This is a genomic window from Aeromonas rivuli (assembly GCF_000820045.1).
In the GTDB taxonomy this organism is placed as follows: domain Bacteria; phylum Pseudomonadota; class Gammaproteobacteria; order Enterobacterales; family Aeromonadaceae; genus Aeromonas; species Aeromonas rivuli.
In genome coordinates, this window is the sequence record NZ_CDBJ01000055.1 from 127,034 (window position 1) to 150,459 (window position 23,426).

Annotated in this window: 38 protein-coding genes; 34 read left to right on the plus strand and 4 right to left on the minus strand. The window is 56.6% G+C overall.

What is annotated here, in order from left to right; translation table 11 throughout:
* Nucleotides 1-55: 55 nt before the first annotated feature.
* Both nfuA and BN1130_RS13680 read right to left on the minus strand, forming a co-directional pair.
* Complete coding sequence (nfuA, locus tag BN1130_RS13675; protein WP_042042648.1) at nt 56-634, minus strand: Fe-S biogenesis protein NfuA; 579 nt, start codon at nt 632-634, stop codon at nt 56-58.
* A 178-nt stretch (nt 635-812) separates the two neighbouring features.
* Nucleotides 813-1,529: a ComFC family protein gene (locus BN1130_RS13680; protein WP_042042651.1), complete on the minus strand. Its 717-nt coding sequence runs from the start codon at nt 1,527-1,529 to the stop codon at nt 813-815.
* 32 nt (nt 1,530-1,561) lie between these two features.
* On the opposite strand from BN1130_RS13680, the gene bioH reads away from it, so the two are divergent.
* Genes bioH through BN1130_RS21345 form a run of 3 tightly spaced genes read left to right on the plus strand, consistent with a single transcriptional unit; the run spans nt 1,562 to nt 3,244 of the window.
* Nucleotides 1,562-2,368, plus strand: coding sequence for a pimeloyl-ACP methyl ester esterase BioH (gene bioH / locus BN1130_RS13685; protein ID WP_042042653.1), 807 nt, complete (start codon nt 1,562-1,564; stop codon nt 2,366-2,368).
* Nucleotides 2,369-2,418: 50 nt separating this feature from the next.
* Nucleotides 2,419-2,664: a hypothetical protein gene (locus BN1130_RS13690; RefSeq protein WP_042042655.1), complete on the plus strand. Its 246-nt coding sequence runs from the start codon at nt 2,419-2,421 to the stop codon at nt 2,662-2,664.
* A gap of 40 nt (nt 2,665-2,704) precedes the next feature.
* Nucleotides 2,705-3,244 carry a hypothetical protein gene (locus BN1130_RS21345; protein WP_052448233.1) on the plus strand — a complete coding sequence of 180 codons (540 nt, stop codon included), beginning with the start codon at nt 2,705-2,707 and terminating at the stop codon, nt 3,242-3,244.
* Nucleotides 3,245-3,359: 115 nt separating this feature from the next.
* Here BN1130_RS21345 and BN1130_RS13700 read toward each other — a convergent pair whose 3' ends face one another.
* Nucleotides 3,360-5,687: a Tex family protein gene (locus BN1130_RS13700; protein ID WP_042042656.1), complete on the minus strand. Its 2,328-nt coding sequence runs from the start codon at nt 5,685-5,687 to the stop codon at nt 3,360-3,362.
* Nucleotides 5,688-5,781: 94 nt separating this feature from the next.
* Between BN1130_RS13700 and greB the strand changes: the two genes are divergently transcribed.
* From greB to envZ, 3 genes are all read left to right on the plus strand, one after another.
* Nucleotides 5,782-6,294 (plus strand): transcription elongation factor GreB, encoded by a 513-nt coding sequence (gene greB, locus BN1130_RS13705; protein WP_042042658.1) that lies wholly within the window; start codon nt 5,782-5,784, stop codon nt 6,292-6,294.
* Between the two features lie 67 nt (nt 6,295-6,361).
* Complete coding sequence (ompR, locus tag BN1130_RS13710) at nt 6,362-7,081, plus strand: osmolarity response regulator transcription factor OmpR (RefSeq protein WP_005890831.1); 720 nt, start codon at nt 6,362-6,364, stop codon at nt 7,079-7,081.
* Nucleotides 7,078-8,385, plus strand: a complete 1,308-nt coding sequence (envZ, locus tag BN1130_RS13715; protein WP_042042659.1) for a two-component system sensor histidine kinase EnvZ — start codon at nt 7,078-7,080, stop codon at nt 8,383-8,385. The genes ompR and envZ overlap by 4 nt, the downstream gene beginning before the upstream one ends.
* A gap of 62 nt (nt 8,386-8,447) precedes the next feature.
* Here the strand turns inward: envZ and BN1130_RS13720 are convergent, their stop codons facing one another.
* On the minus strand, nt 8,448-9,362 hold the full coding sequence (locus BN1130_RS13720) for a DMT family transporter (RefSeq protein WP_042042660.1): 915 nt from the start codon (nt 9,360-9,362) through the stop codon (nt 8,448-8,450).
* A 377-nt stretch (nt 9,363-9,739) separates the two neighbouring features.
* On the opposite strand from BN1130_RS13720, the gene rpsJ reads away from it, so the two are divergent.
* From rpsJ to rplQ, 28 genes are all read left to right on the plus strand, one after another.
* Nucleotides 9,740-10,051 carry a 30S ribosomal protein S10 gene (rpsJ, locus tag BN1130_RS13725; RefSeq protein WP_005307944.1) on the plus strand — a complete coding sequence of 104 codons (312 nt, stop codon included), beginning with the start codon at nt 9,740-9,742 and terminating at the stop codon, nt 10,049-10,051.
* Between the two features lie 21 nt (nt 10,052-10,072).
* Nucleotides 10,073-10,705, plus strand: a complete 633-nt coding sequence (gene rplC / locus BN1130_RS13730; protein WP_042042661.1) for a 50S ribosomal protein L3 — start codon at nt 10,073-10,075, stop codon at nt 10,703-10,705.
* A 17-nt stretch (nt 10,706-10,722) separates the two neighbouring features.
* Nucleotides 10,723-11,328 carry a 50S ribosomal protein L4 gene (gene rplD / locus BN1130_RS13735; RefSeq protein ID WP_005890881.1) on the plus strand — a complete coding sequence of 202 codons (606 nt, stop codon included), beginning with the start codon at nt 10,723-10,725 and terminating at the stop codon, nt 11,326-11,328.
* Nucleotides 11,325-11,627: a 50S ribosomal protein L23 gene (gene rplW, locus BN1130_RS13740; RefSeq protein ID WP_005319747.1), complete on the plus strand. Its 303-nt coding sequence runs from the start codon at nt 11,325-11,327 to the stop codon at nt 11,625-11,627. The genes rplD and rplW overlap by 4 nt, the downstream gene beginning before the upstream one ends.
* A gap of 15 nt (nt 11,628-11,642) precedes the next feature.
* On the plus strand, nt 11,643-12,464 hold the full coding sequence (rplB, locus tag BN1130_RS13745; protein WP_042042663.1) for a 50S ribosomal protein L2: 822 nt from the start codon (nt 11,643-11,645) through the stop codon (nt 12,462-12,464).
* Nucleotides 12,465-12,486: 22 nt separating this feature from the next.
* Complete coding sequence (gene rpsS / locus BN1130_RS13750; RefSeq protein WP_005307960.1) at nt 12,487-12,765, plus strand: 30S ribosomal protein S19; 279 nt, start codon at nt 12,487-12,489, stop codon at nt 12,763-12,765.
* Nucleotides 12,766-12,775: 10 nt separating this feature from the next.
* Nucleotides 12,776-13,120, plus strand: a complete 345-nt coding sequence (gene rplV, locus BN1130_RS13755) for a 50S ribosomal protein L22 (protein WP_005890899.1) — start codon at nt 12,776-12,778, stop codon at nt 13,118-13,120.
* A 3-nt stretch (nt 13,121-13,123) separates the two neighbouring features.
* On the plus strand, nt 13,124-13,834 hold the full coding sequence (gene rpsC / locus BN1130_RS13760; RefSeq protein ID WP_005890900.1) for a 30S ribosomal protein S3: 711 nt from the start codon (nt 13,124-13,126) through the stop codon (nt 13,832-13,834).
* Between the two features lie 13 nt (nt 13,835-13,847).
* Nucleotides 13,848-14,261 (plus strand): 50S ribosomal protein L16, encoded by a 414-nt coding sequence (rplP, locus tag BN1130_RS13765; RefSeq protein WP_005307963.1) that lies wholly within the window; start codon nt 13,848-13,850, stop codon nt 14,259-14,261.
* Nucleotides 14,261-14,452: a 50S ribosomal protein L29 gene (gene rpmC / locus BN1130_RS13770; protein WP_005319733.1), complete on the plus strand. Its 192-nt coding sequence runs from the start codon at nt 14,261-14,263 to the stop codon at nt 14,450-14,452. Before rplP ends, rpmC begins: the two co-directional genes overlap by 1 nt.
* Nucleotides 14,452-14,700 (plus strand): 30S ribosomal protein S17, encoded by a 249-nt coding sequence (gene rpsQ, locus BN1130_RS13775; protein WP_005890905.1) that lies wholly within the window; start codon nt 14,452-14,454, stop codon nt 14,698-14,700. Before rpmC ends, rpsQ begins: the two co-directional genes overlap by 1 nt.
* A gap of 147 nt (nt 14,701-14,847) precedes the next feature.
* Nucleotides 14,848-15,216 (plus strand): 50S ribosomal protein L14, encoded by a 369-nt coding sequence (rplN, locus tag BN1130_RS13780; RefSeq protein ID WP_005890908.1) that lies wholly within the window; start codon nt 14,848-14,850, stop codon nt 15,214-15,216.
* 11 nt (nt 15,217-15,227) lie between these two features.
* Complete coding sequence (gene rplX / locus BN1130_RS13785) at nt 15,228-15,545, plus strand: 50S ribosomal protein L24 (protein ID WP_005890910.1); 318 nt, start codon at nt 15,228-15,230, stop codon at nt 15,543-15,545.
* A gap of 13 nt (nt 15,546-15,558) precedes the next feature.
* Nucleotides 15,559-16,098 carry a 50S ribosomal protein L5 gene (rplE, locus tag BN1130_RS13790; protein WP_005890912.1) on the plus strand — a complete coding sequence of 180 codons (540 nt, stop codon included), beginning with the start codon at nt 15,559-15,561 and terminating at the stop codon, nt 16,096-16,098.
* A gap of 10 nt (nt 16,099-16,108) precedes the next feature.
* A complete protein-coding gene (rpsN, locus tag BN1130_RS13795; protein ID WP_005319722.1) occupies nt 16,109-16,414 on the plus strand; it encodes a 30S ribosomal protein S14 in 306 nt (101 codons plus the stop codon).
* 19 nt (nt 16,415-16,433) lie between these two features.
* Nucleotides 16,434-16,826: a 30S ribosomal protein S8 gene (gene rpsH, locus BN1130_RS13800; protein ID WP_005890915.1), complete on the plus strand. Its 393-nt coding sequence runs from the start codon at nt 16,434-16,436 to the stop codon at nt 16,824-16,826.
* A 13-nt stretch (nt 16,827-16,839) separates the two neighbouring features.
* Complete coding sequence (rplF, locus tag BN1130_RS13805; RefSeq protein WP_005890917.1) at nt 16,840-17,373, plus strand: 50S ribosomal protein L6; 534 nt, start codon at nt 16,840-16,842, stop codon at nt 17,371-17,373.
* A 9-nt stretch (nt 17,374-17,382) separates the two neighbouring features.
* Complete coding sequence (rplR, locus tag BN1130_RS13810) at nt 17,383-17,736, plus strand: 50S ribosomal protein L18 (protein ID WP_005890919.1); 354 nt, start codon at nt 17,383-17,385, stop codon at nt 17,734-17,736.
* Nucleotides 17,737-17,750: 14 nt separating this feature from the next.
* The gene (gene rpsE / locus BN1130_RS13815) at nt 17,751-18,251 is read left to right on the plus strand and encodes a 30S ribosomal protein S5 (RefSeq protein WP_005890922.1); all 501 of its coding nucleotides are present in this window, start codon (nt 17,751-17,753) and stop codon (nt 18,249-18,251) included.
* 6 nt (nt 18,252-18,257) lie between these two features.
* On the plus strand, nt 18,258-18,437 hold the full coding sequence (gene rpmD / locus BN1130_RS13820) for a 50S ribosomal protein L30 (protein WP_005307985.1): 180 nt from the start codon (nt 18,258-18,260) through the stop codon (nt 18,435-18,437).
* A 2-nt stretch (nt 18,438-18,439) separates the two neighbouring features.
* Nucleotides 18,440-18,877, plus strand: coding sequence for a 50S ribosomal protein L15 (gene rplO / locus BN1130_RS13825; RefSeq protein ID WP_005890925.1), 438 nt, complete (start codon nt 18,440-18,442; stop codon nt 18,875-18,877).
* A gap of 8 nt (nt 18,878-18,885) precedes the next feature.
* Nucleotides 18,886-20,214, plus strand: a complete 1,329-nt coding sequence (secY, locus tag BN1130_RS13830; protein WP_005890927.1) for a preprotein translocase subunit SecY — start codon at nt 18,886-18,888, stop codon at nt 20,212-20,214.
* Between the two features lie 27 nt (nt 20,215-20,241).
* Nucleotides 20,242-20,355 carry a 50S ribosomal protein L36 gene (rpmJ, locus tag BN1130_RS21745; RefSeq protein ID WP_005319705.1) on the plus strand — a complete coding sequence of 38 codons (114 nt, stop codon included), beginning with the start codon at nt 20,242-20,244 and terminating at the stop codon, nt 20,353-20,355.
* A 139-nt stretch (nt 20,356-20,494) separates the two neighbouring features.
* Nucleotides 20,495-20,851 carry a 30S ribosomal protein S13 gene (gene rpsM, locus BN1130_RS13835; protein WP_005307991.1) on the plus strand — a complete coding sequence of 119 codons (357 nt, stop codon included), beginning with the start codon at nt 20,495-20,497 and terminating at the stop codon, nt 20,849-20,851.
* 14 nt (nt 20,852-20,865) lie between these two features.
* The gene (gene rpsK / locus BN1130_RS13840) at nt 20,866-21,255 is read left to right on the plus strand and encodes a 30S ribosomal protein S11 (protein WP_005319702.1); all 390 of its coding nucleotides are present in this window, start codon (nt 20,866-20,868) and stop codon (nt 21,253-21,255) included.
* A gap of 39 nt (nt 21,256-21,294) precedes the next feature.
* Nucleotides 21,295-21,915: a 30S ribosomal protein S4 gene (rpsD, locus tag BN1130_RS13845; RefSeq protein ID WP_005890929.1), complete on the plus strand. Its 621-nt coding sequence runs from the start codon at nt 21,295-21,297 to the stop codon at nt 21,913-21,915.
* Between the two features lie 25 nt (nt 21,916-21,940).
* A complete protein-coding gene (locus BN1130_RS13850; RefSeq protein WP_005307997.1) occupies nt 21,941-22,930 on the plus strand; it encodes a DNA-directed RNA polymerase subunit alpha in 990 nt (329 codons plus the stop codon).
* Nucleotides 22,931-22,973: 43 nt separating this feature from the next.
* Complete coding sequence (rplQ, locus tag BN1130_RS13855; RefSeq protein ID WP_005307999.1) at nt 22,974-23,357, plus strand: 50S ribosomal protein L17; 384 nt, start codon at nt 22,974-22,976, stop codon at nt 23,355-23,357.
* Nucleotides 23,358-23,426: the final 69 nt, after the last annotated feature.

Genomic DNA, 23,426 nt, shown 5'->3' on the forward strand with positions numbered 1-23,426 from the left:
AGGGCAACCTCAATGGATAACGGACATGAGCACAGGAGTACTCATGCCTGCGCTATCAATAGTAGGAGTGATCGCCACGCTGGTGCTCGGTGGCATCTTTGACGCCGTTGAGCTCGCCCGGGAATTTCTCCAGCAGCTGCTTCTCGATCCCCTCTTTCAGGGTGTAATCCACCTGTGAACAGCCGTTGCAACCACCACCGAACTGCAAAATCGCCAGCTTGTCGTCGGTGATGTCAATCAAGGTCACCTTGCCACCGTGACCGGCCAGCATGGGGTTAACCTCTGACATCAGCACGTATTCGATGCGATCGGCCAGGGGGGCATCGTCGGCCACCTTGCGCATCTTGGCGTTGGGCGCCTTGAGAGTGAGCTGGGAGCCCATCTGATCGGTGACGAAATCGATGGTGGCATCGACCAGGTAAGGGGCGCTCAGGGGATCGACCAGGCAGTCGAAGCCGCTGTAAGGGAGGTGTTGATCTTCCGGGTCCACCGCATCCGGTGGGCAGTAAGAGACGCCGCACTCGGCGTTCTGGGTTCCCGGATTGACCACAAACACCCGGATGTTGGTGCCATCAGGCTGATTTTCCAGCAGCTTGCGGAAATGCGCCTGGGCGGTGTCGGAAATGCTGATCATCACTATCCTCATAAACCTGAGTGTACGACTAGGGTATTCATGATAACGCGGTTGCCGCCCCTTGGATAGCGCGTGTTCAAGGCTTGGACGCGCAGTTATGGCACGCAGGATCTACACCTCACGCCGCCCGATGGCACTGTTATGTTGCCACTGTTCCGGTTGGCTCACAGGACCGCCGTTACTTGACGTGGGGCAGGGTACGGCACAGCGCCCACACCTCGACTCTTGCGATCCCGCTCTCATGGAGCAGACGGGTGAGCTGACCCGCCGTAGCACCCGTCGTGACCACATCGTCGAGCAGGGCGACATGCTGGTAGTGATGGGGAGCGATGTGAAAGGCCCCCTTGAGATTGCGGCGGCGCTGGCTGGCGCTGAGCTGGGTCTGCTGAGGGGTCGCCCGGATGCGGCGAATGACCCGAAGATCGAGAGGGATGCCGGTTAAACGGCTCAGACAGAGACCCAGCTGCTCGGCCTGATTGAAACCACGGCGCCACTGGCGCCACCAATGCAAGGGCACCGGGATGATGGCCTCGGGGGGATCCTCCAGGGTCAAGTGATCGGCCAGCAGCCTGGCGAGCAGGGGGGCCAGCAGCAAGTCGCCGCCATATTTCAGGCGGGGAATAAGCCAGGGGTAGGGCGGCAGATAGTCCCCTATGACCTGCAACCTGTCCCAGGGGGGAGGCCTGCGCTGACAGCGGCCACAGAGTGGCCACCTCTCTTCGAGAGGGGTGGCGCAGAGTCGGCAGCGATGCTCTTGCTGGCGCAGGCTGGTACGACACCAGTGGCAGAGCAGGGGATCGGTGTCACAGGGTTGTCGACAGAGCAGGCAGAGTCCCAACCAGTCGACCGGGGTACCGAGGATCGGACTTGCTTTGGCGAGCAGGCGCTTTAACATGCGACCCCAATGAATGGATGTGAGGGAGTCTGATGAGCATAGTGGTGGAGCGCCTCGGTCAGGGGCCAGATCTGGTGTTGTTGCATGGTTGGGGCATGAATGGTGCCGTCTGGCACGGGATAGCCCCCCTGCTCAGCCCGCATTTTCGGTTGCATCTGATCGACTTGCCCGGCTTTGGCGCCAGCCCGCTGGCCGAGGGGGTGGATTATGACCTCAACTGGCTGGCGCGGCAGGTCGCCGCCATATTGCCGCCGCGCGCCCACCTGCTCGGCTGGTCCCTCGGTGGTCTGGTGGCGAGCCGCATTGCCCTCGATACACCGGAGCGGGTCGCCTCCCTCATCACCGTTGCCAGCTCCCCCTGCTTCATGGCGCGAGAGGAGTGGCCCGGTATAGCTCCCAAGGTGCTGGAGGGTTTCATGACGGCGCTGGGGGGGGATTTTCGCCAGACGGTGGAGCGCTTCCTGGCCATTCAGGCCATGGGCAGCGAACATGCCCGGGACGATATCCGCCAGTTGAAACAGTGGTTGGCGCAGCGGCCTGTGCCGCAGCTGGCCGCTCTCACGGCGGGCCTGACCATGCTGGCCGAGGTGGACTTGCGCGAGGAGCTGGCGCAGCTGGCTCTGCCCTGGCTACGTGTCTATGGTCGCCTCGACTCCCTGGTACCCAGGGCCAGCATTGCGCTGCTCGATGGACGCTATCCCTGCAGCGAGAGCCAGGTACTGGCCAAGGCCTCCCATGCTCCCTTTATTTCTCACCCTGAGCTTTTTGTCAGCGGTCTGAGGGTGTGGCTCGCCATGGGGGCTGACTGCGCTGATCAAAAATCGAGCGCCATGCTTTGATAATCCCGCGAGGCGGTGGATACTTACTCCACTGTCAGGGAGATAGCACCATGCAAATTGATTCCGCCTTTACCACTGGCCTGCAGGGATATCAGCGGGCCGAGCAGAGGGTTGACCAGGCAAGCGAGGCCATTGCCAGCGTCAATGTGGCGCGGCCTGAACCCGAGGCGGCCCCGGTGGCGCTCACCGACGAGCTGATCAACCTCAAGATCGGTGAGCTGCAGGCCGGTGCCTCGGCCAGGGTGATCCAGACGGCCAGTGACATGCTCGGCAGTCTGATCGACATTCGGGTCTAAGAGGCCTGCTCGGCCACCCTTGGGGTGGCCGAGCACTATCATGAGCCTCAACGTCACGCTTCCCCCCAGCCTGCCCAACGCGCTGCAACCTCAGACGGAAGCGGCGCGCACCGACAATCGCCGCGCCGAACTGATCCCCCAGCCTCCTCAGGGTGCTGCCGCGAGCGGCAGCCAGAAATCGGCCAGTCAGCAGGATCAGGAGAGGCAGACCCTCCGCCAGGGGTTGCTCCGTGACGGTGCGATGCGGGAGGGGGCGGGCACCCTCTCCTCGGCTCCTCATTCGCTACCTCAGCGGGTCGATGAGCGTGGGCATCAGGACGGCCAGGGCAGCCAGCAAGGGACGCATCGGGAGAGTCATCAAGATGCCGAGCGGGCAGGGGATCAGAGGGGCAGCCACGGGATCGCCTCGGCGTTGGTGTTCGGTGGTGGGCTACCAACCCGAGTTGGCCAATATGCTCATCCCGGCATGCAAGGCGGGGTGTTGAATGCCTACATGGAGATACGCAGCCAGGCCATCGCCCAGCGCTATCGCACGGCTAGCCGACCCGCCACGCCCCAGCAATTCGATCTGAAAATCTGAACCGCCGTTGCCATGACAGGGCTCCTTGAGCCTGATGCTAGCGGCAGAGAAGGGGAGATCCCCTACAACAAGAAGCCCCTCGCGGGGCTTCCTGTTTATCCGGGCATTTGAGGCGCTATTTTTTAGCCTTGGCAAACGCGGCCGCAAAGGCGTTGCCGAAGGCGGCACTCTCGGCCGGTTTGCTGCCTGGCTGTGGGGGGCGAGCCGGTTTGGCAGCCTGCCCCCGGGGCGCCGCCCGGTCGTTTATCTCTGCTCTGGGCTTGCGTCCCCCCTGATTGCCGGCCTGCTGATCCAGGCGCATGGTCAGGCTGATGCGTTTGCGGGGGGCATCCACCTCCAGCACCTTGACCCTGACCACGTCCCCTGTCTTGACCACTTCCCGGGGATCCTTGATGAAGCGATCGGTCAGGGAGCTGATATGCACCAGGCCATCCTGATGGACCCCTATGTCGACGAAGGCGCCGAAGTTGGTGACGTTGGTGACCACCCCTTCCAGCACCATCTCGGGTTGCAGGTCGCTTATCTTCTCCACCCCCTCCTTGAAGGTGGCGGTCTTGAACTCGGGACGGGGATCCCGGCCCGGCTTGTCCAGCTCGCCAATGATATCGGTGACAGTCGGCACCCCGAATTTGTCATCGACATAGTCGGCTGGCTTGAGGCTACGTAGCAGGGGGCCGTTGCCGAGCAGGTCGTCTACCGCCTGCTGGAGCTGCGCCAGGATCCGCTCAACCACAGGGTAAGACTCGGGATGCACCGCCGAGCCATCGAGGGGATGAGTGCCGCCACGAATGCGCAGGAAACCGGCACACTGCTCGAACGCCTTGGGGCCGAGTCGACTCACCTTGAGCAACTGCTGGCGGCTCTTGAAGGCGCCATGTTCATCACGGTAAGCCACTATGTTCTGGGCCAGGGTCTGGGAGAGGCCGGAGACTCGGGTCAGCAACGGTACCGAGGCGGTATTCACATCCACACCGACCGCATTCACGCAATCTTCCACCACGGCATCGAGCTTGCGAGCCAGCTGGCTCTGACCGACATCATGCTGATACTGGCCCACCCCTATGCTCTTGGGATCTATCTTGACCAGCTCGGCCAGGGGATCTTGCAGGCGGCGGGCGATGGAGACGGCGCCGCGGATGGAGACATCAAGATCCGGAAACTCCTGGGAGGCGAGCTCGGAGGCGGAGTAGACGGAGGCGCCCGCCTCGCTGACCACGATCTGCTGGGCGCGCGCCTCTGGGTAGCGTTTGAACAGTTCAGCCGTCAGGCGATCCGTCTCGCGGGAGGCGGTGCCATTGCCGATGCTGACCAGCTCTACCTTATGTTTGACGCAGAGATCGCGCAGGGTGGCCAGGCTCTGTTCCACCTGTTTTCTCGGCTCGAAGGGATAGATGGTGGCGCTATCGACCAGCTTGCCGGTGGCGTCGACCACTGCCACCTTGACCCCGGTGCGGATGCCGGGATCCAGCCCCATGGTGCAACGCATGCCGGCCGGCGCCGCCATCAGCAGATCCTGGAGATTCATGGCGAACACCTTGATTGCCTCTTCTTCGGCCTGTTCGCGGACTTGGCCGATGAGCTCGGTCTCCATCTGCAAGGAGAGTTTGATGCGCCAGGTCCAGCTCACCACCCCTTGCAGCCACTTGTCGGCGGGACGGCCCTGGGCCTTGACGCCAACCTGCTGGGCGATGATGCCCTCGCAGGGGTGGCTGGCCTCATCCTCACCCACTATCAGCGCCAGGTTGAGCACCCCTTCGTTGCGGCCGCGCAACATGGCCAGCACCCGATGGGAGGGGGCCTTGTGTAGCGGTTCGTCATGTTCGAAGTAGTCCTTGAACTTGGCTCCCTCCTGCTCCTTGTCCTCGACCAGCCGGGCGCGCAGGGTGGCGTTGTGCCACAGATAATCGCGCAGCCGGGCGAGCAGGGGGGCTTGCTCCGCGAAGCGCTCCATCAAGATGTAGCGGGCACCGTCGAGGGACGCCTTGGTATCGGCTATGCCAGCCTCGATATTGATAAAGGCGGCGGCCTCTCGCTCGGGATCCAGATTGGGATTGGCGAACAGGCGATCGGCCAGGGGTTCCAGCCCAGCCTCTATGGCCATCTGCCCCTTGGTGCGGCGTTTGGGTTTGTAGGGCAGGTAGAGATCTTCGAGGCGGGTCTTGGTATCGGCCTCGCCCAAAGCACGGGCCAGTTCCGGGGTCAGCTTGCCCTGCTCCTTGACGGAGTTGAGGATCACCTGGCGCCTCTCTTCCAGTTCGCGCAGATAACCGAGCCGGGTCTCCAGGGTGCGTAACTGGCTGTCATCCAGCCCGTCGGTGACCTCCTTGCGGTAGCGGGCGATGAAGGGCACAGTGGCCCCTTCGTCCAGCAGGCGGATGGCGGCTTGTACCTGCTGTGGCCGGGCATTCAGCTCGCTGGCTATCTGTCGTTCTATGGTTTGCATCTGTGCTCTGGGTCTCCATGGTCACTGGCTGGCGGCTCGCGGGCCCACCCCACGCGGGGTTAGAATAGAACCCAAGTGGCAAGGACATGTAAAGATGAAAAAAAGCGATTATATCACCCGTGAAGGGTGGCTCGAACTGGATCGGGAATTCAAGACCCTCTGGAAGGAGGAGCGGCCCAGGGTGACGCAGGCGGTGTCTGAGGCCGCGGCCCTCGGCGACCGATCCGAGAATGCCGAGTACATCTATGGCAAGAAGCGACTGCGGGAAATAGACCGGCGGCTGCGCTTTCTTGGCAAGCGGCTCGATGCCCTCACCATAGTGGATCCCAGCCCCCAGCAGCAGGGGCGGGTCTTCTTTGGCGCCTGGGTTGAGCTGGAAGATGAAGCCGGTCAGCGGGTGCGCTATCGATTGGTGGGGCCCGACGAGTTCAACCTCTCTGAAGGCAAACTCAGCGTGGACTCCCCCCTGGCGCGTGCCCTGCTCAAGAAACAGGTCGATGACGAGGTGGAGGTGAGCACGCCGTCCGGCTTGCAGTTCTGGTATATCAACGAAATTCGTTACAGCCCCTTCGAGGCGCGGGCAACGCTCCCAAGCAATAACCGGTAACACTTTTCGTCTTGGCCGGGGCAGGGCAAGCGCCTAGGATGACCCCTCATGGGTAAGGAGAGGCAAAATGAGTCAGCAATACAAGGTGTTGGTGGTCGATGATGACCTCAAGCTGCGGGCCCTGCTGGAGCGTTATCTGAGCGAACAGGGGTTCGGGGTGCGCGGCGTCGCCAATGGTGAGCAGGCCGATCGCCTGCTGGCGCGGGAGAACTTCAGCCTGATGGTGCTCGATCTCATGCTGCCAGGGGAAGATGGCCTCTCCATCTGTCGCCGTCTGCGCGAAGCGGGCAACCAGATCCCGGTGTTGATGCTCACCGCCAAGGGGGACGAGGTCGATCGTATCGTCGGCCTGGAGATGGGCGCCGATGACTACTTGCCCAAACCGTTCAACCCGCGGGAGCTGCTGGCCCGGATCCGTGCCGTGCTGCGCCGCCATCAGGTGGAGCTGCCGGGTGCCCCCTCCGCCACCGAGAAGGTCGTCAGCTTTGGTGCCTACCGCCTCGATCTCGCGACCCGGGAGCTGACCCGGGACCATGAACCCCTCTCCCTGACCAGCGGCGAGTTCGCCGTGCTCAAGGTGCTGGTCAGTCATCCCCGTGAGCCGCTATCCCGTGACAAGTTGATGAATCTGGCCCGTGGCCGCGAATATACCGCCACCGAGCGCAGCATCGATGTGCAGGTGTCGCGCCTGCGTCGCTTGCTGGAGCAGGATCCGGCCCAACCCAGGTATCTGCAGACCGTTTGGGGTCTGGGCTATGTGTTTGTACCGGACGGAGAGAGCCGATGAGGCGCACGACCAGCATGTTCTCCCGCACCCTCTGGTTTCTGGGCTCGGTGCTGTTGGTCTATCAGCTGGTCTCCTATGCCGCCTTCTACAACTATCTGCTGGAGCCCACGGTCAAGCAGATCAGTCACCTGCTGGCCAATCAGGTCAAGCTCATCTTCCCCGCCGAACTGGACGGTACCCTGCCCGATGAAGCTGAGGCTCTGGTCCACATGGCGACGGGTATCGATATTTACAGTCAGCACGAGGCTGAGCAGCACGGCCTGAAGATGGCCAAGCGTTATGAATATCTGGAGGAGGGGATCAGTCATGAGCTGGGCGGCCCGGCCCAGGTGCGGGTCGAGATCCAGGATCACTACATCATCTGGATCCAGCCGCCCCAGGCGAGCGAGATCTGGCTGCGGGTGCCGCTCACCGAGATAGATGATGACGACATTCAGCCGCTGCTCCTTTATCTGAGCATATTGCTGGTTGTGGTGCTGTTTGGCGCCTGGCATTTTGCCCGTCAGTTGATGCGCCCGCTCGAGGCGCTGGAGGCGGGGGCTGTCGCCGTGGCAAGGGGGCAATTCCCCGATGCACTGCCCGAGAAGGGCTCGCGGGAGCTGCGCCGGCTGACCCGCAGCTTCAACCACATGTCCCATTCCATCAAGGATCTGATCGAGGAGCGTAACCTGATGATGGCTGGCGTCTCCCACGATTTGCGCACCCCGCTCACCCGCATCCGTCTCGCCACCGAGATGATGTCGTCCCGGGAAGAGGGACTCAAGGAGAGTATCAACGCCGACATCGATGAAACCAATGCCATTATCGATCAGTTCATCGACTACATAAGACCGGCTGGCGAGGTCGAAACCCGGACCACCGACCTGACCCAGCTGATCCACGATGTGCTGCTGCTACAGGGGGATCAGGGACTGGAATTGGAGCTGGCCCTGCCAACCGAGGCCGTGCTGGTCGAGTGCCACCCCCTTGGCTTGCGCCGGGTGCTCAATAATCTGTGCGGTAATGCCCAGCGTTATGGCGCCAGTCGGGTACATGCTGAGTTGAGGGACGATGGTCACTGGGTTCGCCTGCGGCTGTCCGATGATGGCCCGGGCATCCCGGAGGGAGATTATCAGCGGGTGCTCAAACCTTTCACTCAGGGCAGCCTGGCGCGCACCGGAGGGGGCAGTGGCCTGGGGCTCGCCATCGTCGCCAAGATAGTGGCGCAGCACCACGGCACATTGCGGCTCGGGGTCTCGATGTGGGACGGCTTGCTGGTCGAGATCCGCCTGCCCAAACAGCAGCCCCTGGAGTGGGTTGACTAATGGGGTGAATCTAGAGACAGAGAGGGGGCCAATGGCCCCCTCTCTGTTATCCGACATCTTGCTCAGGCATCTGGTGTGGCTGGTTGGCGGTAGCGTTTGCCGTATTTGAGCTGCTGCACCAGCAAGGCGATGACGATGAGAGCCAGGCCTATGGGGGTGGCCGGATGTATCTGCTCGCCGATCAGCAGGTTGAGCAGGATCAGGGAGGCGAAGGGGGAGATGAAGATAAGATTGCTGAGCGGCGCCGTGTCCGTGGCACTGCGCATGGCCATCAACCAGAGTACGAAGCCAAAGCCCATCTCGAACAGCCCGACATAGATGGCGCCAGCCCAGCCTTGCCAGGCGGTCATGCGGAAGTCGGCCAGCCACCAAGTCGCCACCAGAATGAGCGGCAGGCTGAGCAGGAAGCCGAGCAACAGACTGACGATGGGATCCCCCTGATTACGGGTGTTGAGGATCCAGTAGCCCGCCCAGATCAGGGTAGAGAGCAATGCCAGCCCCACCCCAAGCGGGCTGTCGAACTGCAGGCCGAGCAGATCACCCTTGGTGGCGATCACCAGGGCGCCGAAGTAGCCGAGCAGTATGGCCACCCCATCCCGACGGCGCAGTTTCTGACCGAGGAAGGGCACGGCCAGCAGACTCAGGCTGATGGCCCAGGTGTAGTTGATGGTCTGCGCCTGTTGCGCCGGCAGCAGGTCATAGGCTTTGAACAACAGCAGGTAATAGAGGAAAGGATTGAGGGTGCCCAGCGCCAGATAATAGATAGGGCGCTCTCGCAAGTAGAGCCCCAGCAGCGGCAGCTTACCCTGTTTGAGCACCAGGGCACCCAGAGCCAGGGTCGAGGTGAGGGCGGCGACCAGTAGCAGTTGTACCGGCTCGAAGTAACGCAGCGACAGCTTGAAGGCGGTGGCAACCGTGGACCAGAGTGCCACGGCGCACAGACCGTATTGATAGGCTCTCTTCTGATTTTTCAACATACTGCAGATCCTTGCATGATCAGCTGAAGGGGCAATTGGCTCCGCAGTCTAGCAGTCTGACCTCGCTACTGTCGTTAGCTGGATGGGATTGGCGGCTGTCCGGAGGTCTGGGTCTCCGGGGAGAACCATTGCGGGTAAAAATTGCGCACTATCTGCACGAGTCAGCTTGCGCCAATTGAAAATATCCGTATAATTCCCCCCGCTTACCCATGAGGTAAGCCAGACGATATGTCTGCATGCTGAGCTTCCCGTTTACGAGTCGCCAGCCTTACAGTCCTCCCGATATGGGGGGAAACGTGAAAAATCACACCTCTGGCGGGATAACTCCCAGTCGGGCGGTGTTGATTTATGTTCTTTTATCTATTGGAGCTCTGTCAATGCAGAACCAAAGAATCCGTATTCGCCTGAAGGCTTTTGATCATCGTCTGATAGATCAGTCCACAGCGGAAATCGTTGAAACTGCAAAGCGCACTGGCGCGCAGGTTCGCGGTCCTATCCCGCTGCCGACTCGCAAAGAGCGCTTCACCGTCCTGATCTCCCCGCACGTCAACAAAGATGCGCGTGATCAGTACGAGATCCGCACTCACAAGCGTCTGGTAGACATCGTTGAGCCGACTGACAAGACCGTAGACGCCCTGATGCGTCTGGATCTGGCAGCCGGTGTAGACGTCCAGATCAGCCTGGGCTAATTACGGAAAGGATTGATAACAATGACAATCGGTCTTGTAGGTCGCAAAGTGGGTATGACTCGCATCTTCACTGAAGATGGCGTTTCTATCCCGGTGACTGTTATCGAAGTTGAAGCTAACCGTGTAACTCAGGTCAAATCTGTAGAAACCGATGGCTACAACGCTATTCAGGTTACCACTGGCGCCAAAAAAGCCAGCCGTGTGACCAAGCCGGAAGCGGGCCACTTCGCCAAAGCTGGTGTAGAAGCCGGTCGTGGTCTGTGGGAATTCCGTCTGAACAACGGTGAAACTTTCACTGTTGGCGGCGAGTTGAAAGTAGATCTTTTCGCTGACGTTAAGCTGGTAGATGTTACTGGCACATCCAAGGGTAAAGGTTTTGCCGGTACTGTTAAGCGCTGGAACTTCCGCACCCAGGATATGACCCACGGTAACTCCTTGTCTCACCGCGCTCCGGGTTCTATCGGTCAGAACCAATCCCCGGGTAAGGTATTCAAGGGCAAAAAGATGGCTGGTCACATGGGAGCTGAGCGTGTAACGACTCAGAACCTGGAACTGGTTCGTGTTGACGCTGAACGCAACCTGCTGCTCATCAAAGGTGCAGTACCGGGTGCTACCAACGGCAACGTGATCGTCAAACCTGCCGTTAAAGCGTAACGTCTGAGGAGATAGTAATGGAATTGGTAATGAAAGACGCCAAGAGCGCTCTTGAAGTTTCCGAGACTACCTTCGGGCGCGAATTCAACGAAGCTCTGGTTCACCAGGTCGTCGTTGCATATGCCGCAGGTGCCCGTCAGGGTACTCGCGCGCAGCTGACTCGCTCTGAAGTGTCTGGTGGCGGCAAAAAGCCGTGGCGTCAGAAGGGTACTGGTCGTGCCCGTGCTGGCTCCATCCGTTCGCCTATTTGGCGTTCCGGTGGTGTGACTTTTGCTGCTAAGCCGCAAGATCACAGCCAAAAAGTAAACAAGAAGATGTACCGCGGCGCTATCCGTAGCATCCTGTCCGAGCTGGTACGTCAAGAGCGCCTGATCGTTGTCGAGAAATTCGGCATCGAAGCGCCGAAGACCAAAGAACTGATCGCCAAGCTGAAAGAGATGGAACTGAAAGACGTTCTGATCGTGACTGCTGAAGTCGATGAGAACCTGTTCCTCGCCGCTCGCAACCTGTACAAGGTCGATGTGCGTGACGTAGCCGGTATCGACCCCGTCAGCTTGATCGCTTTCGACAAGGTTCTGATGACTGCTGATGCAGTTAAGCAAATCGAGGAGATGCTGGCATGATCCGCGAAGAGCGTCTGTTGAAAGTTCTGAAGGCTCCGCATATCTCTGAAAAGAGCACCATGGTCGCCGAGAAGCAGAACACTATCGTGTTCAAAATTGCTGTCGACGCCACCAAGGCGGAAGTCAAAGCTGCAGTTGCGAAACTGTTCGAGGTCGAAGTTGAGACCGTCCGTACCCTGAACATGAAGGGTAAGACCAAGCGCTCAGGTGCGCGTGTAGGCCGTCGTTCCGATTGGAAAAAGGCTTATGTGACCCTGAAAGCTGGTCAGGACATCGACTTCATGGGCGCAGCCGAGTAAGAGGAGTTCTGAAAAATGGCAATCGTTAAGTGCAAGCCTACTTCTCCGGGCCGCCGCCACGTCGTTAAGATCGTCAACCAAGAGCTGTACAAGGGCAAGCCCTTCGCCGCTCTGCTGGACAGCAAAAGCAAGTCCGGTGGTCGTAACAACAACGGTCGTATCACTACCCGTCATATCGGTGGTGGTCACAAGCAGCATTACCGTATCGTCGACTTCAAACGCGACAAAGACGGCATTCCTGCCAAAGTAGAGCGTCTGGAATACGATCCTAACCGTACCGCTAACATCGCCCTGGTGTTGTATGCAGACGGTGAGCGTCGTTACATCCTGGCCCCTAAAGGCCTGAAAGCTGGCGATCCGATCGCTTCTGGTGCTGATGCTGCCATCAAGGTGGGTAACTCCCTGCCGATGCGCAACATCCCGGTCGGTTCTACCGTTCACGCCGTTGAGATGAAACCTGGTAAAGGTGCCCAGCTGGCTCGTTCCGCTGGTACTTTCATCCAGATCCTGGCTCGTGAAGGTAACTATGTAACTCTGCGTCTGCGTTCCGGCGAAGTACGTAAAGTTCTGTCCGAGTGCCGCGCTACCATCGGCGAAGTGGGTAACTCCGAGCACATGTTGCGTCAACTGGGTAAAGCCGGTGCCAACCGCTGGCGTGGTATTCGTCCGACCGTTCGCGGTATGGCGATGAACCCGGTTGATCACCCGCACGGTGGTGGTGAAGGTCGTAACAAGGGCATGCAGCCTGTGTCCCCTTGGGGCCAGAAGGCTAAGGGCTTCAAGACCCGTAAGAACAAGCGTACCGACAAGTACATCGTACGTCGTCGTAACAAGTAATTGTTAACATAGAGGAATCACCATGCCACGTTCTCTCAAGAAGGGTCCATTTATTGACCTGCACTTGCTGAAGAAGGTAGAGAAAGCGGTGGAAAGCGGGGATAAAAAGCCGGTTAAAACCTGGTCCCGTCGCTCAATGATCATCCCGAACATGATCGGTTTGACCATCGCTGTCCATAATGGTCGTCAGCACGTTCCGGTTTTCGTTACCGAAGAAATGATCGGTCACAAACTGGGTGAATTCGCACCGACTCGTACTTATCGCGGCCATGCTGCTGATAAGAAGGCTAAGAAGCGCTAAGGGATAAATGATGGAAGCTATCGCTAAACACCGTTATGCCCGTACTTCTGCCCAGAAAGCTCGTCTGGTAGCCGATCAAGTACGTGGTCTGTCCGTAGACAAGGCTCTGACTCTCCTGACCTTCAGCCCGAAAAAGGCTGCAGTGCTGGTGAAGAAGGTGCTGGAATCTGCCATTGCAAACGCTGAGCACAACGAAGGCGCCGATATCGACGCCCTGCGTGTTGCTACTATCATGGTCGACGAAGGTCCCTCCATGAAGCGCATCCGTCCTCGTGCCAAAGGTCGCGCGGATCGTATCCTCAAGCGTACCGCTCACATCACTGTAGTGGTATCCGACGCTAAGGCTGGGAGATAAGCAATGGGTCAGAAAGTACATCCTAATGGCATTCGCCTGGGTATTACCAAGCCTTGGAATTCTACCTGGTTCGCGAACACCAAAGACTTCGCTGACAACCTGTACAGCGATTTCCAAGTACGCCAGTTCCTGACCAAGGAGCTGAAAAACGCTTCCTTGTCCAAGATCACCATCGAGCGTCCGGCCAAGAGCATCCGTGTGACCATTCACACTGCTCGTCCGGGTGTCGTGATCGGCAAGAAAGGCGAAGACGTTGAGAAACTGCGCAAAGCTGTCGCCGCTATCGCTGGCGTGCCTGCACAGATCAACATTTCCGAAGTCCGCAAGCCGGAGCTGGATGGCAAACTTGTTGCTGACAGCATCACTTCCCAACTGGAACGTCGCGTAATGTTCCGTCGTGCTATGAAGCGCGCCGTACAAAACGCAATGCGCCTGGGTGCCAAGGGCATCAAAGTGGAAGTGTCTGGTCGTCTGGGCGGCGCTGAAATCGCGCGTACCGAATGGTACCGTGAAGGTCGTGTGCCTTTGCACACCCTGCGTGCCGACATCGACTACGCAACTTCTGAAGCCCACACCACCTACGGTGTGATCGGCGTTAAGGTTTGGATCTTCAAGGGCGAAGTTCTGGGTGGTCTGGCTGCAGTTAATGCTGCCGCTGCTCAAGAGCAAGCTCCTGCGAAGCCCAAGCGCGATAACAAACGCCGCGGTAAGTAAGGAGATTCGGTAAATGTTGCAACCAAAGCGTACTAAATTCCGCAAGACCCATAAGGGTCGTAACCGCGGTCTGGCCAACTCTGGTAACGAAGTATCCTTCGGTACCTTTGGCCTGAAGGCGACATCCCGTGGTCAACTGACTGCTCGTCAAATCGAAGCAGCCCGTCGTGCCATGACCCGTCACGTCAAGCGTCAGGGTAAAATCTGGATCCGTGTGTTCCCGGACAAACCCATTACCGAAAAGCCCCTCGAAGTTCGTATGGGTAAAGGTAAGGGTAACGTCGAATACTGGGTATGCCCGATCCAACCTGGCAAGGTTCTGTACGAGATGGACGGTGTTCCCGAGGCTCTGGCCCGTGAAGCATTCGCCCTGGCCGCTGCTAAGCTGTCCGTTCAGACCACTTTCGTAATTAAGACGGTGATGTGATGAAAGCTCAAGATCTGCGTCAAAAGAGCGTCGATGAACTGAACCAGGAGCTGCTGGGTCTGCTGCGTGAGCAATTCAACATGCGCATGCAAGCTTCCACTGGCCAACTGGCTCAGACTCACACTCTGAAGCAAGTGCGTCGTGACGTCGCACGTATCAAGACTGTACTGACTGAGAAGGCAGGTGCGTAATGACTGACAAAATCCGTACTCTGCAAGGTCGTGTAATTAGCGACAAGATGGATAAATCCATCACCGTCGCTATCGAGCGCAAGGTAAAGCACCCGATCTACGGTAAGATCATCAAGCGCACTACCAAGCTGCACGTACACGATGAGACCAACGAGTGTAAAGCTGGCGATCTCGTGGAAATCCGCGAGTGCCGTCCGCTGTCCAAGACCAAGTCTTGGACCCTGGTCGGGATCCTGGAAAAGGCTTAATCAGCCTTTTGTAGTCCAAACGGCCCCCATCGGGGGCCGTTTGTTTTTTAGGCTACCTTTTCCAATTTCTCTGTGTTATAGTTTCGCGCCTTTTGAAGGCAGCCAGATCCCGTAAGGGATAAGAAGTAAACAAAGCGGAGCACTAAAATGATCCAGATGCAAAGTATGCTGGGTGTAGCCGACAACTCCGGCGCTCGCAGTGTAATGTGTATTAAGGTTCTGGGTGGCTCGCACCGCCGTTATGCCGGCATCGGCGACATCATCAAAGTTTCCATCAAGGAAGCCATTCCTCGCGGTAAAGTGAAGAAAGGTGATGTATATAACGCGGTGGTCGTACGCACCCGTAAAGGCGTTCGTCGTCCGGACGGCTCAGTCATCCGTTTCGACAACAATGCGGCTGTTTTGCTTAACGGCAACCAACAGCCAATCGGTACTCGTATTTTTGGCCCGGTGACCCGTGAACTCCGTAATGAGAAGTTCATGAAGATTGTGTCCCTGGCACCCGAAGTACTGTAAGGAGTCGAACGATGGCAGCTAAAATCCGTCGCGAAGACGAAGTGATAGTTCTTACCGGCAAAGACAAGGGCAAGCGTGGCAAAGTCACTCAAGTTCTGATTGCTAAAGGTAAGGTTCTCGTGGAAGGCATCAACCAGGTGAAGAAACACCAGAAGCCGGTACCCGCTTTGGGTCAGGCTGGCGGTATCGTCACCAAAGAAGCCCCCCTCGATGTTTCAAATGTAGCACTGTTCAACTCTGCCACTGGCAAGGCTGACCGTGTTGGTTTCCGGATTGAAGACGGCAAAAAAGTTCGTTTCTTCAAGTCTACCGGCGAACTTGTGAAGTAATTGGAGTTTAACGATGGCGAAACTGCATGATTACTACAGATCCGATGTAGCACAAGAACTGTCAAAGCAGTTCGGTTACAAGACGATCATGCAAGTCCCTCGGATCGAGAAAATCACCCTGAACATGGGTGTTGGTGAGGCGATTTCTGATAAGAAACTGCTGGAAAATGCTGCTGCCGATATGGCTGCCATTTCCGGTCAGAAGCCGCTGATCACCAAAGCTCGCAAATCTGTTGCGGGCTTCAAGATTCGTGAAGGCTACCCGATAGGTTGTAAAGTAACCCTGCGTGGCGAGCGTATGTGGGAGTTCCTGGAACGGCTGATTTGCATCTCCGTACCGCGTATCCGTGACTTCCGTGGCCTGAATGCTAAAGCGTTCGATGGTCGTGGTAACTACTCCATGGGCGTGCGTGAGCAAATCATCTTCCCGGAAATCGACTATGACAAAGTCGATCGCGTCCGTGGTCTGGATATCACCATCACCACTTCCGCGAATACCGATGAAGAAGGCCGTGCTCTGCTGGCTGCCTTTAACTTCCCATTCCGCAAGTAAGGTTAGGGTTATGGCTAAAACATCCATGAAAGCACGTGAAGCAAAGCGTGCGAAGCTGGTAGCCAAGTTCGCCACTAAGCGAACCGAGCTGAAAGCTATCATCGTTGATATGAACGCTTCTGAAGAAGCGCGTTGGGATGCTGTCTTGCAACTGCAACAGCTGCCCCGTGATTCCAGTCCGTCCCGCCAGCGTAACCGTTGCAATATTACTGGTCGTCCGCACGGTTTCCTGCGCAAGTTTGGCCTGTCTCGCATCAAGGTGCGTGAGCATGCCATGAAGGGCGAAATTCCAGGTCTCAAAAAGGCCTCTTGGTAAGAATCTCGGGAGTTAGACTATGAGCATGCAAGATCCGATCGCGGACATGCTGACCCGCATCCGTAACGGTCAAGCGGCGAGCAAAGTTGCGGTTTCCATGCCTTCTTCCAAGCTGAAAGTGGCTATCGCCCACGTGCTGAAAGAAGAAGGTTACATCACTGGCTACTCCGTAGCTGGCGATGTGAAACCGGAACTGGAAATTGAACTGAAATATTTCCAGGGCAAACCGGTTGTAGAACTGATCCAACGCGTAAGCCGTCCCGGCCTGCGTATTTATAAGCGCACTACTGACCTGCCGAAAGTTATGGGCGGTCTCGGTGTTGCTATCGTGTCCACGTCTAAAGGTGTGATGACTGACCGTGCAGCTCGTAAAGCTTGCATGGGCGGTGAGATCATCTGCTACGTCGCTTAATAGGAGGTAGGATATGTCTCGTGTTGCTAAGGCACCCGTCACTATTCCTGCTGGCGTAGAGGTGACTCTGAACGGTCAGGAACTGTCCATCAAAGGTGGTAAAGGTTCCCTGGTTCGTTCTATTCACGCCGGTGTAGAAGTGACCAAAGAAGACAATGTACTCAAGTTCGCCCCGCGCGACGGCTCCACTGGTGCCGACGCTCAGGCTGGTACTGCACGTGCATTGGTCAACAACATGGTAATCGGTGTTACCCAAGGCTTCGAGCGTAAGCTGCAGCTGGTTGGTGTAGGTTATAAAGCCTCCATCAAGGGCAATGCTGTCGCGCTGGCCCTGGGCTTCTCTCACCCGGTTGAGCATGCGCTGCCGGCTGGTGTGACCGCTGAGTGTCCTACTGCTACTGAGATCATTCTCCGTGGTGTAGACAAGCAGATGGTTGGCCAAGTCGCCGCCGATATCCGTGCTTACCGCGCTCCGGAGCCCTACAAGGGCAAGGGTGTACGCTATGCCAACGAGCAAGTGCGTACTAAAGAAGCTAAGAAGAAGTAAGGTAACACTATGGACAAGAAAGCAGCTCGTCTCCGTCGTGCTACTCGTGCTCGGAAGAAGATGCAGGAACTGGGAGCAACCCGTCTGGTTGTTCACCGTACCCCGCGTCATATCTACGCGCAGGTAATCGCAGCCAACGGTTCCGAAGTTCTGGCCTCTGCTTCCACAGTAGAGAAAGCCATCAGTGAAGCAATCAAGTACTCCGGTAATGCAGATGCAGCTACCGCAGTCGGTAAAGCTATCGCTGAGCGAGCTATCGCCAAAGGCATTCAGAACGTATCTTTCGATCGTTCCGGTTTCAAGTATCACGGTCGTGTAGCCGCTCTGGCTACCGCTGCTCGTGACGCTGGTCTTCAGTTCTAAGCTAGGAGTCGAAGATGGCTAAAGTCGAATCTCAAGCCGGCGAACTGCAAGAAAAGCTGATTGCAGTAAACCGTGTTTCGAAAACTGTTAAAGGTGGTCGTATCATGTCCTTCACCGCGTTGACCGTGGTGGGTGATGGTAACGGCCGTGTAGGTTACGGTTACGGTAAGGCCCGTGAAGTTCCCGCCGCTATTCAAAAAGCGATGGAACAGGCTAAACGTAACCTGAGCAAGGTAGAACTGAACAATGGCACTCTGCACCACCCGGTGCAAGGCGTTCACTCCGGTTCCACCGTGTTCATGAAGCCGGCCTCTGAAGGTACTGGTATCATTGCAGGCGGCGCCATGCGTGCTGTGCTGGAAGTTGCTGGTATCCACAACGTGCTGGCAAAGACCTACGGTTCCACTAACCCGATCAACGTTGTTCGCGCAACTGTAGACGCTCTGGTACAGGGTCAATCCCCTGCCCAGATCGCTGCCAAGCGTGGTCTGCGCGTTGAAGAAATTCTGGGGTAATGCGACATGGCTAACACTGTAAAAGTAACTCAAACGCGCAGCTCTATCGGCCGTCTGCCTAAGCATAAGGCGACTCTGCGTGGTCTGGGTCTGCGTCGCATTGGTCACACCGTTGAGCTGGAGGATACTCCTTGCGTCCGTGGTATGATCAACCAGGTTTACTACATGGTTAAGGTGGAGGGCTAAGCATGCGTCTGAACACTCTGTCTCCGGCCCCAGGCTCTAAGTCTGTCAAGCACCGTCCAGGCCGTGGTATTGGTTCTGGTCTGGGCAAGACTGGTGGTCGTGGTGTTAAAGGTCAGACCTCTCGTTCCGGTGGCGGTAAAGTCCGCGCTGGTTTCGAAGGCGGCCAGATGCCTTTGAAAATCCGTCTGCCGAAGTTCGGTTTCTTCTCTCGCAAATCTTTGGTTTCTGCCGAAGTGCGTCTGAACGAAATCGCCATGGTAGAAGGTGATGTGGTCGATGTGAGCACTTTGAAGCAAGCCGGCGTTCTGACTAAGAACATCGTTTTCGCTAAAATTGTTCTGTCTGGCAACATTGACCGTGCTGTGACCGTTCGTGGTGTGTCCGTCACCAAAGGTGCACGTGCAGCCATCGAGGCCGCTGGCGGTAAAATCGAGGAATAATCAGTACAATGGCTAAGAAACCAGGATTGGATGTTAAAGCGCAGGGTGGTCTGAGCGAACTGAAGAGCCGTCTGCTCTTCGTTCTCGGGGCGATTATCGTTTTCCGTGCAGGCTCTTATGTGCCGATTCCTGGTATTGACGCCGCCGTACTGGCCGAGTTGTTCCAGCAACAGAAGGGCACCATCATTGAGATGTTCAACATGTTCAGTGGTGGTGCACTCTCGCGTGCTTCTATTCTTGCGTTGGGGATCATGCCGTACATTTCGGCGTCGATCATCATCCAGTTACTGACCGTGGTTCATCCCGCTCTTGCTGAACTCAAGAAAGAAGGTGAATCCGGCCGTCGCAAGATCAATCAGTATACCCGCTGGGGTACATTGATTTTGGGAACCTTCCAGGCCATTGGTATCGCAACCGGTCTGCCGAATATGATGCAAGGACTCGTGACTCATCCGGGTTTGGGCTTCTATTTCACGGCGGTTGTGAGTCTGGTTACCGGCACCATGTTTTTAATGTGGTTAGGTGAACAGATTACCGAGCGTGGTATCGGTAACGGCATCTCGTTGATTATTTTCACCGGGATCGTTGCTGGGCTGCCTCATGCCATTGGTGCTACGGCCGAACAGGCACGTCAAGGGGAATTGCACATCCTGCTGTTGTTGTTGCTGGGCTTGATTGTTTTCGCAGTGACTTACTTTGTGGTGTTCGTAGAGCGTGGTCAGCGTCGTATCGTCGTTAACTATGCAAAACGTCAACAAGGCCGCCAGGTATTTGCCGCGCAAAGCACACATCTGCCATTGAAAGTGAATATGGCCGGTGTGATTCCTGCGATTTTCGCATCCAGTATCATCCTCTTCCCAGGGACCATCACCTCTTGGTTTGGTCAGGGCGAGGGCAAGGTAGCAGACGTTCTGCAACAGGTCTCTATGGTCCTGCAGCCGGGTCAGCCCTTGTATGAGATGCTGTATGCAGCAGCCATTATCTTCTTCTGTTTCTTCTATACTGCGTTGGTGTTCAATCCACGCGAGACGGCAGATAACCTGAAGAAGAGTGGAGCCTTTATCCCGGGGATCCGCCCGGGCGAGCAGACAGCACGTTATATCGATAAGGTTATGACTCGCCTGACATTGGCAGGTGCACTCTATATAACCTTTATCTGTCTGGTACCCCAGTTCCTGATGACTGCCTGGAACGTACAGTTCTATTTCGGCGGCACTTCGCTGCTGATTATCGTGGTGGTTATCATGGACTTCATGGCTCAGGTACAAACCCATATGATGTCTCATCAATATGGCGACGTCCTGAGGAAGGCCAACCTGAAGGGCTACGGCCGCTAAAGGTCGGCGTAGTTACGGAGTTAAGCAATGAAAGTTCGTGCTTCCGTTAAGGCAATCTGCCGTAACTGCAAAATCATCAAGCGTCACGGTGTGGTGCGTGTGATTTGCAGCGAGCCAAAGCATAAACAGCGCCAAGGCTAATTTTTTACGGTTAGGACTTGCAACAAACAGTTGTGCTGGCTAATATAGCCAGCCAACTTTTGTTGTGTATTGGTTGACCGCCACGTATCCGCTCACGGGCTTTGTGGTGGTCGTTATCTACTCTATGTAGGAGTGAACAGTGGCCCGTATCGCTGGCATTAACATTCCTGACCATAAGCATGCAGTCATTGCGTTGACTGCGATTTATGGCGTCGGTCGTACCCGCTCCAAGGCCATTTGTGCCGCAGCCGGTATCGCTGAGAATGTGAAAATTAAAGACTTGGACGAAGCTCAGATCGAGAGTCTGCGCGAGCAAGTAGGTAAATTCACCGTTGAAGGTGACTTGCGTCGTCAGATATCCATGAACATCAAACGCTTGATGGATCTGGGTTGCTACCGTGGTTTGCGTCACCGTCGTAGCCTGCCTGTTCGTGGTCAACGTACCAAGACCAATGCTCGTACCCGTAAGGGTCCGCGCAAGGCTATCAAGAAGTAACGGGAAGGTAGAAAATGGCTAAAACTCCGACTCGTGCTCGCAAGCGCGTTAAAAAGCAAGTGAGCGACGGTATTGCACACGTTCATGCATCTTTCAACAACACAATCGTGACCATTACTGACCGTCAGGGCAATGCTCTGTCATGGGCTACCTCTGGTGGTTCAGGTTTCCGTGGTTCCCGTAAGTCCACTCCGTTTGCTGCCCAGGTAGCTGCTGAGCGTGCTGGTGAGATCGCCAAAGAATACGGCGTGAAGAACCTGGAAGTCATGGTCAAAGGTCCGGGTCCCGGTCGTGAGTCCTCCATCCGCGCGCTGAACGCGGCTGGTTTCCGCATCACTAATATTACTGATGTGACTCCGATCCCGCACAACGGTTGTCGTCCTCCCAAGAAGCGCCGCGTATAACGCTGTTGCTTATTGGTCTAGGATTGTTGGAGAAAGAAGATGGCAAGATATATCGGTCCTAAGCTTAAGCTTAGCCGTCGTGAGGGCACCGACCTCTTCCTGAAGTCAGGTGTTCGTGCGATAGATTCCAAGTGCAAGATTGACACTGCTCCTGGTCAACACGGTGCGCGTAAAGCGCGTCTGTCTGACTACGGCGTGCAACTGCGCGAGAAACAAAAAGTTCGTCGTATCTACGGCGTGTTGGAAAAACAGTTCCGCAACTACTACCGCGATGCTGCCCGTCAAAAAGGCAACACCGGCGAAAACCTGTTGCAGCTGCTGGAAGGTCGTTTGGATAACGTCGTTTATCGCATGGGCTTTGGCGCTACCCGCGCTGAATCACGTCAGCTGGTGAGCCACAAGGCTATCTTGGTAAACGGTCGCGTTGTTAACATTCCTTCTTTCCAGGTTTCCCCTGAGGACGTGATCTGCGTTCGTGAGAAGGCTAAGAAGCAAGCGCGTATCAAAGCTTCCCTGGAAGTTGCTGGTCAGCGTGAGAAGCCGACTTGGGTAGAGGTTGATACCGCTAAAATGGAAGGTGCCTTCAAGCGCCTGCCAGAGCGTTCTGACCTGTCTGCCGACATTAACGAGCAGCTGATCGTCGAGCTTTACTCCAAGTAAAGCTAGCTTCTAAAGAGAGGACACAATGCTGGGTTCTGTAACAGATTTTCTTAAGCCGCGGCTAGTTGACATCGAGCAAGTTAGCCCGACTCACGCAAAAGTGACTCTTGAGCCACTTGAGCGTGGTTTTGGTCACACGCTGGGTAATGCCCTGCGTCGTATTTTGCTGTCATCTATGCCCGGTTGTGCAGTCACAGAAGTCGAGATCGACGGTGTGCTGCATGAGTACAGCAGCAAAGAAGGTGTACAGGAAGACATTCTTGAAATCCTGCTCAACCTGAAAGGTATCGCTGTGAAGCTGGAAGGCAAGGACGAGGTAACTCTGTCCCTGACCAAGTCTGGAACAGGCCCCGTTACCGCAGGTGATATCACTCACGGTGATGAAGTCGAGATTGTTAACCCGGAGCACGTAATCTGCCACCTGACTGGTGCAAACGCTGAGATCAGCATGCGCCTGAAAGTTCAGCGCGGTCGTGGTTATGTGCCTGCTTCTGCTCGTGTTCACAACGATGATGAAGAGCGTCCTATCGGTCGCCTGTTGCTGGACTCTGCGTTCAGCCCCATCGTTCGTATTGCCTACAATGTTGAGGCAGCACGTGTGGAACAGCGTACCGACTTGGACAAGCTGGTCATCGACATGGAGACCAATGGTACTCTGGATCCTGAAGAAGCTATCCGTCGCTCTGCCACTATTCTGGCTGAGCAACTGGAAGCCTTCGTGGATCTGCGCGATGTCAGCGTGCCCGAGAAGAAAGAAGAGAAACCCGAGTTCGATCCGATCCTGCTGCGTCCTGTCGATGATTTGGAGCTGACAGTTCGTTCTGCGAACTGTCTGAAGGCAGAAGCTATCCACTATATTGGTGATCTGGTACAGCGTACCGAGGTTGAGTTGCTTAAGACTCCCAACCTTGGTAAGAAGTCCCTGACTGAGATCAAGGATGTGTTGGCCTCCCGTGGTCTGTCTCTTGGCATGCGCCTTGAGAATTGGCCGCCCGCCAGCATCGCTGACGAGTAATCCAGATTACGGGTTTCACAGATTTAGTTAGAAGGATAAGGTCATGCGCCATCGTTTGAGTGGTCGTCAACTGAACCGGAACAGCAGCCATCGTCAGGCTATGTTCCGCAACATGGCCAGCTCCCTGGTTCGTCATGAGATCATCAAGACGACTCTGCCTAAGGCAAAAGAGCTGCGTCGTGTCGTTGAACCGCTGATCACCCTTGCCAAGACCGATAGCGTTGCTAATCGTCGTCTGGCATTTGCCCGCACTCGCGACAACGCGATTGTGGCTAAGCTGTTCAATGAACTGGGCCCGCGCTACCTGGAGCGCGCCGGCGGTTATACTCGCATTTTGAAATGCGGTTTCCGTGCCGGCGACAACGCTCCGATGGCTTACATCGAGCTGGTAGACCGCCCGGCCGCTGCTGAAGCAGCTGCTGAGTGATAAAGAAAAAGCCGGGCTTGTCCCGGCTTTTCTTTTAATGGAACCTGATACTGCCTCAACTGCCTCAAC

What these genes read in the sequence shown, in the direction of transcription:
- nfuA (WP_042042648.1), bottom strand. Translation starts at nt 634, where the DNA reads ATGATCAGCATTTCCGACACCGCCCAGGCGCATTTCCGCAAGCTGCTG.
- BN1130_RS13680 (WP_042042651.1), bottom strand. Translation starts at nt 1,529, where the DNA reads ATGTTAAAGCGCCTGCTCGCCAAAGCAAGTCCGATCCTCGGTACCCCG.
- bioH (WP_042042653.1), top strand. Translation starts at nt 1,562, where the DNA reads ATGAGCATAGTGGTGGAGCGCCTCGGTCAGGGGCCAGATCTGGTGTTG.
- BN1130_RS13690 (WP_042042655.1), top strand. Translation starts at nt 2,419, where the DNA reads ATGCAAATTGATTCCGCCTTTACCACTGGCCTGCAGGGATATCAGCGG.
- BN1130_RS21345 (WP_052448233.1), top strand. Translation starts at nt 2,705, where the DNA reads ATGAGCCTCAACGTCACGCTTCCCCCCAGCCTGCCCAACGCGCTGCAA.
- BN1130_RS13700 (WP_042042656.1), bottom strand. Translation starts at nt 5,687, where the DNA reads ATGCAAACCATAGAACGACAGATAGCCAGCGAGCTGAATGCCCGGCCA.
- greB (WP_042042658.1), top strand. Translation starts at nt 5,782, where the DNA reads ATGAAAAAAAGCGATTATATCACCCGTGAAGGGTGGCTCGAACTGGAT.
- ompR (WP_005890831.1), top strand. Translation starts at nt 6,362, where the DNA reads ATGAGTCAGCAATACAAGGTGTTGGTGGTCGATGATGACCTCAAGCTG.
- envZ (WP_042042659.1), top strand. Translation starts at nt 7,078, where the DNA reads ATGAGGCGCACGACCAGCATGTTCTCCCGCACCCTCTGGTTTCTGGGC.
- BN1130_RS13720 (WP_042042660.1), bottom strand. Translation starts at nt 9,362, where the DNA reads ATGTTGAAAAATCAGAAGAGAGCCTATCAATACGGTCTGTGCGCCGTG.
- rpsJ (WP_005307944.1), top strand. Translation starts at nt 9,740, where the DNA reads ATGCAGAACCAAAGAATCCGTATTCGCCTGAAGGCTTTTGATCATCGT.
- rplC (WP_042042661.1), top strand. Translation starts at nt 10,073, where the DNA reads ATGACAATCGGTCTTGTAGGTCGCAAAGTGGGTATGACTCGCATCTTC.
- rplD (WP_005890881.1), top strand. Translation starts at nt 10,723, where the DNA reads ATGGAATTGGTAATGAAAGACGCCAAGAGCGCTCTTGAAGTTTCCGAG.
- rplW (WP_005319747.1), top strand. Translation starts at nt 11,325, where the DNA reads ATGATCCGCGAAGAGCGTCTGTTGAAAGTTCTGAAGGCTCCGCATATC.
- rplB (WP_042042663.1), top strand. Translation starts at nt 11,643, where the DNA reads ATGGCAATCGTTAAGTGCAAGCCTACTTCTCCGGGCCGCCGCCACGTC.
- rpsS (WP_005307960.1), top strand. Translation starts at nt 12,487, where the DNA reads ATGCCACGTTCTCTCAAGAAGGGTCCATTTATTGACCTGCACTTGCTG.
- rplV (WP_005890899.1), top strand. Translation starts at nt 12,776, where the DNA reads ATGGAAGCTATCGCTAAACACCGTTATGCCCGTACTTCTGCCCAGAAA.
- rpsC (WP_005890900.1), top strand. Translation starts at nt 13,124, where the DNA reads ATGGGTCAGAAAGTACATCCTAATGGCATTCGCCTGGGTATTACCAAG.
- rplP (WP_005307963.1), top strand. Translation starts at nt 13,848, where the DNA reads ATGTTGCAACCAAAGCGTACTAAATTCCGCAAGACCCATAAGGGTCGT.
- rpmC (WP_005319733.1), top strand. Translation starts at nt 14,261, where the DNA reads ATGAAAGCTCAAGATCTGCGTCAAAAGAGCGTCGATGAACTGAACCAG.
- rpsQ (WP_005890905.1), top strand. Translation starts at nt 14,452, where the DNA reads ATGACTGACAAAATCCGTACTCTGCAAGGTCGTGTAATTAGCGACAAG.
- rplN (WP_005890908.1), top strand. Translation starts at nt 14,848, where the DNA reads ATGATCCAGATGCAAAGTATGCTGGGTGTAGCCGACAACTCCGGCGCT.
- rplX (WP_005890910.1), top strand. Translation starts at nt 15,228, where the DNA reads ATGGCAGCTAAAATCCGTCGCGAAGACGAAGTGATAGTTCTTACCGGC.
- rplE (WP_005890912.1), top strand. Translation starts at nt 15,559, where the DNA reads ATGGCGAAACTGCATGATTACTACAGATCCGATGTAGCACAAGAACTG.
- rpsN (WP_005319722.1), top strand. Translation starts at nt 16,109, where the DNA reads ATGGCTAAAACATCCATGAAAGCACGTGAAGCAAAGCGTGCGAAGCTG.
- rpsH (WP_005890915.1), top strand. Translation starts at nt 16,434, where the DNA reads ATGAGCATGCAAGATCCGATCGCGGACATGCTGACCCGCATCCGTAAC.
- rplF (WP_005890917.1), top strand. Translation starts at nt 16,840, where the DNA reads ATGTCTCGTGTTGCTAAGGCACCCGTCACTATTCCTGCTGGCGTAGAG.
- rplR (WP_005890919.1), top strand. Translation starts at nt 17,383, where the DNA reads ATGGACAAGAAAGCAGCTCGTCTCCGTCGTGCTACTCGTGCTCGGAAG.
- rpsE (WP_005890922.1), top strand. Translation starts at nt 17,751, where the DNA reads ATGGCTAAAGTCGAATCTCAAGCCGGCGAACTGCAAGAAAAGCTGATT.
- rpmD (WP_005307985.1), top strand. Translation starts at nt 18,258, where the DNA reads ATGGCTAACACTGTAAAAGTAACTCAAACGCGCAGCTCTATCGGCCGT.
- rplO (WP_005890925.1), top strand. Translation starts at nt 18,440, where the DNA reads ATGCGTCTGAACACTCTGTCTCCGGCCCCAGGCTCTAAGTCTGTCAAG.
- secY (WP_005890927.1), top strand. Translation starts at nt 18,886, where the DNA reads ATGGCTAAGAAACCAGGATTGGATGTTAAAGCGCAGGGTGGTCTGAGC.
- rpmJ (WP_005319705.1), top strand. Translation starts at nt 20,242, where the DNA reads ATGAAAGTTCGTGCTTCCGTTAAGGCAATCTGCCGTAACTGCAAAATC.
- rpsK (WP_005319702.1), top strand. Translation starts at nt 20,866, where the DNA reads ATGGCTAAAACTCCGACTCGTGCTCGCAAGCGCGTTAAAAAGCAAGTG.
- rpsD (WP_005890929.1), top strand. Translation starts at nt 21,295, where the DNA reads ATGGCAAGATATATCGGTCCTAAGCTTAAGCTTAGCCGTCGTGAGGGC.
- BN1130_RS13850 (WP_005307997.1), top strand. Translation starts at nt 21,941, where the DNA reads ATGCTGGGTTCTGTAACAGATTTTCTTAAGCCGCGGCTAGTTGACATC.
- rplQ (WP_005307999.1), top strand. Translation starts at nt 22,974, where the DNA reads ATGCGCCATCGTTTGAGTGGTCGTCAACTGAACCGGAACAGCAGCCAT.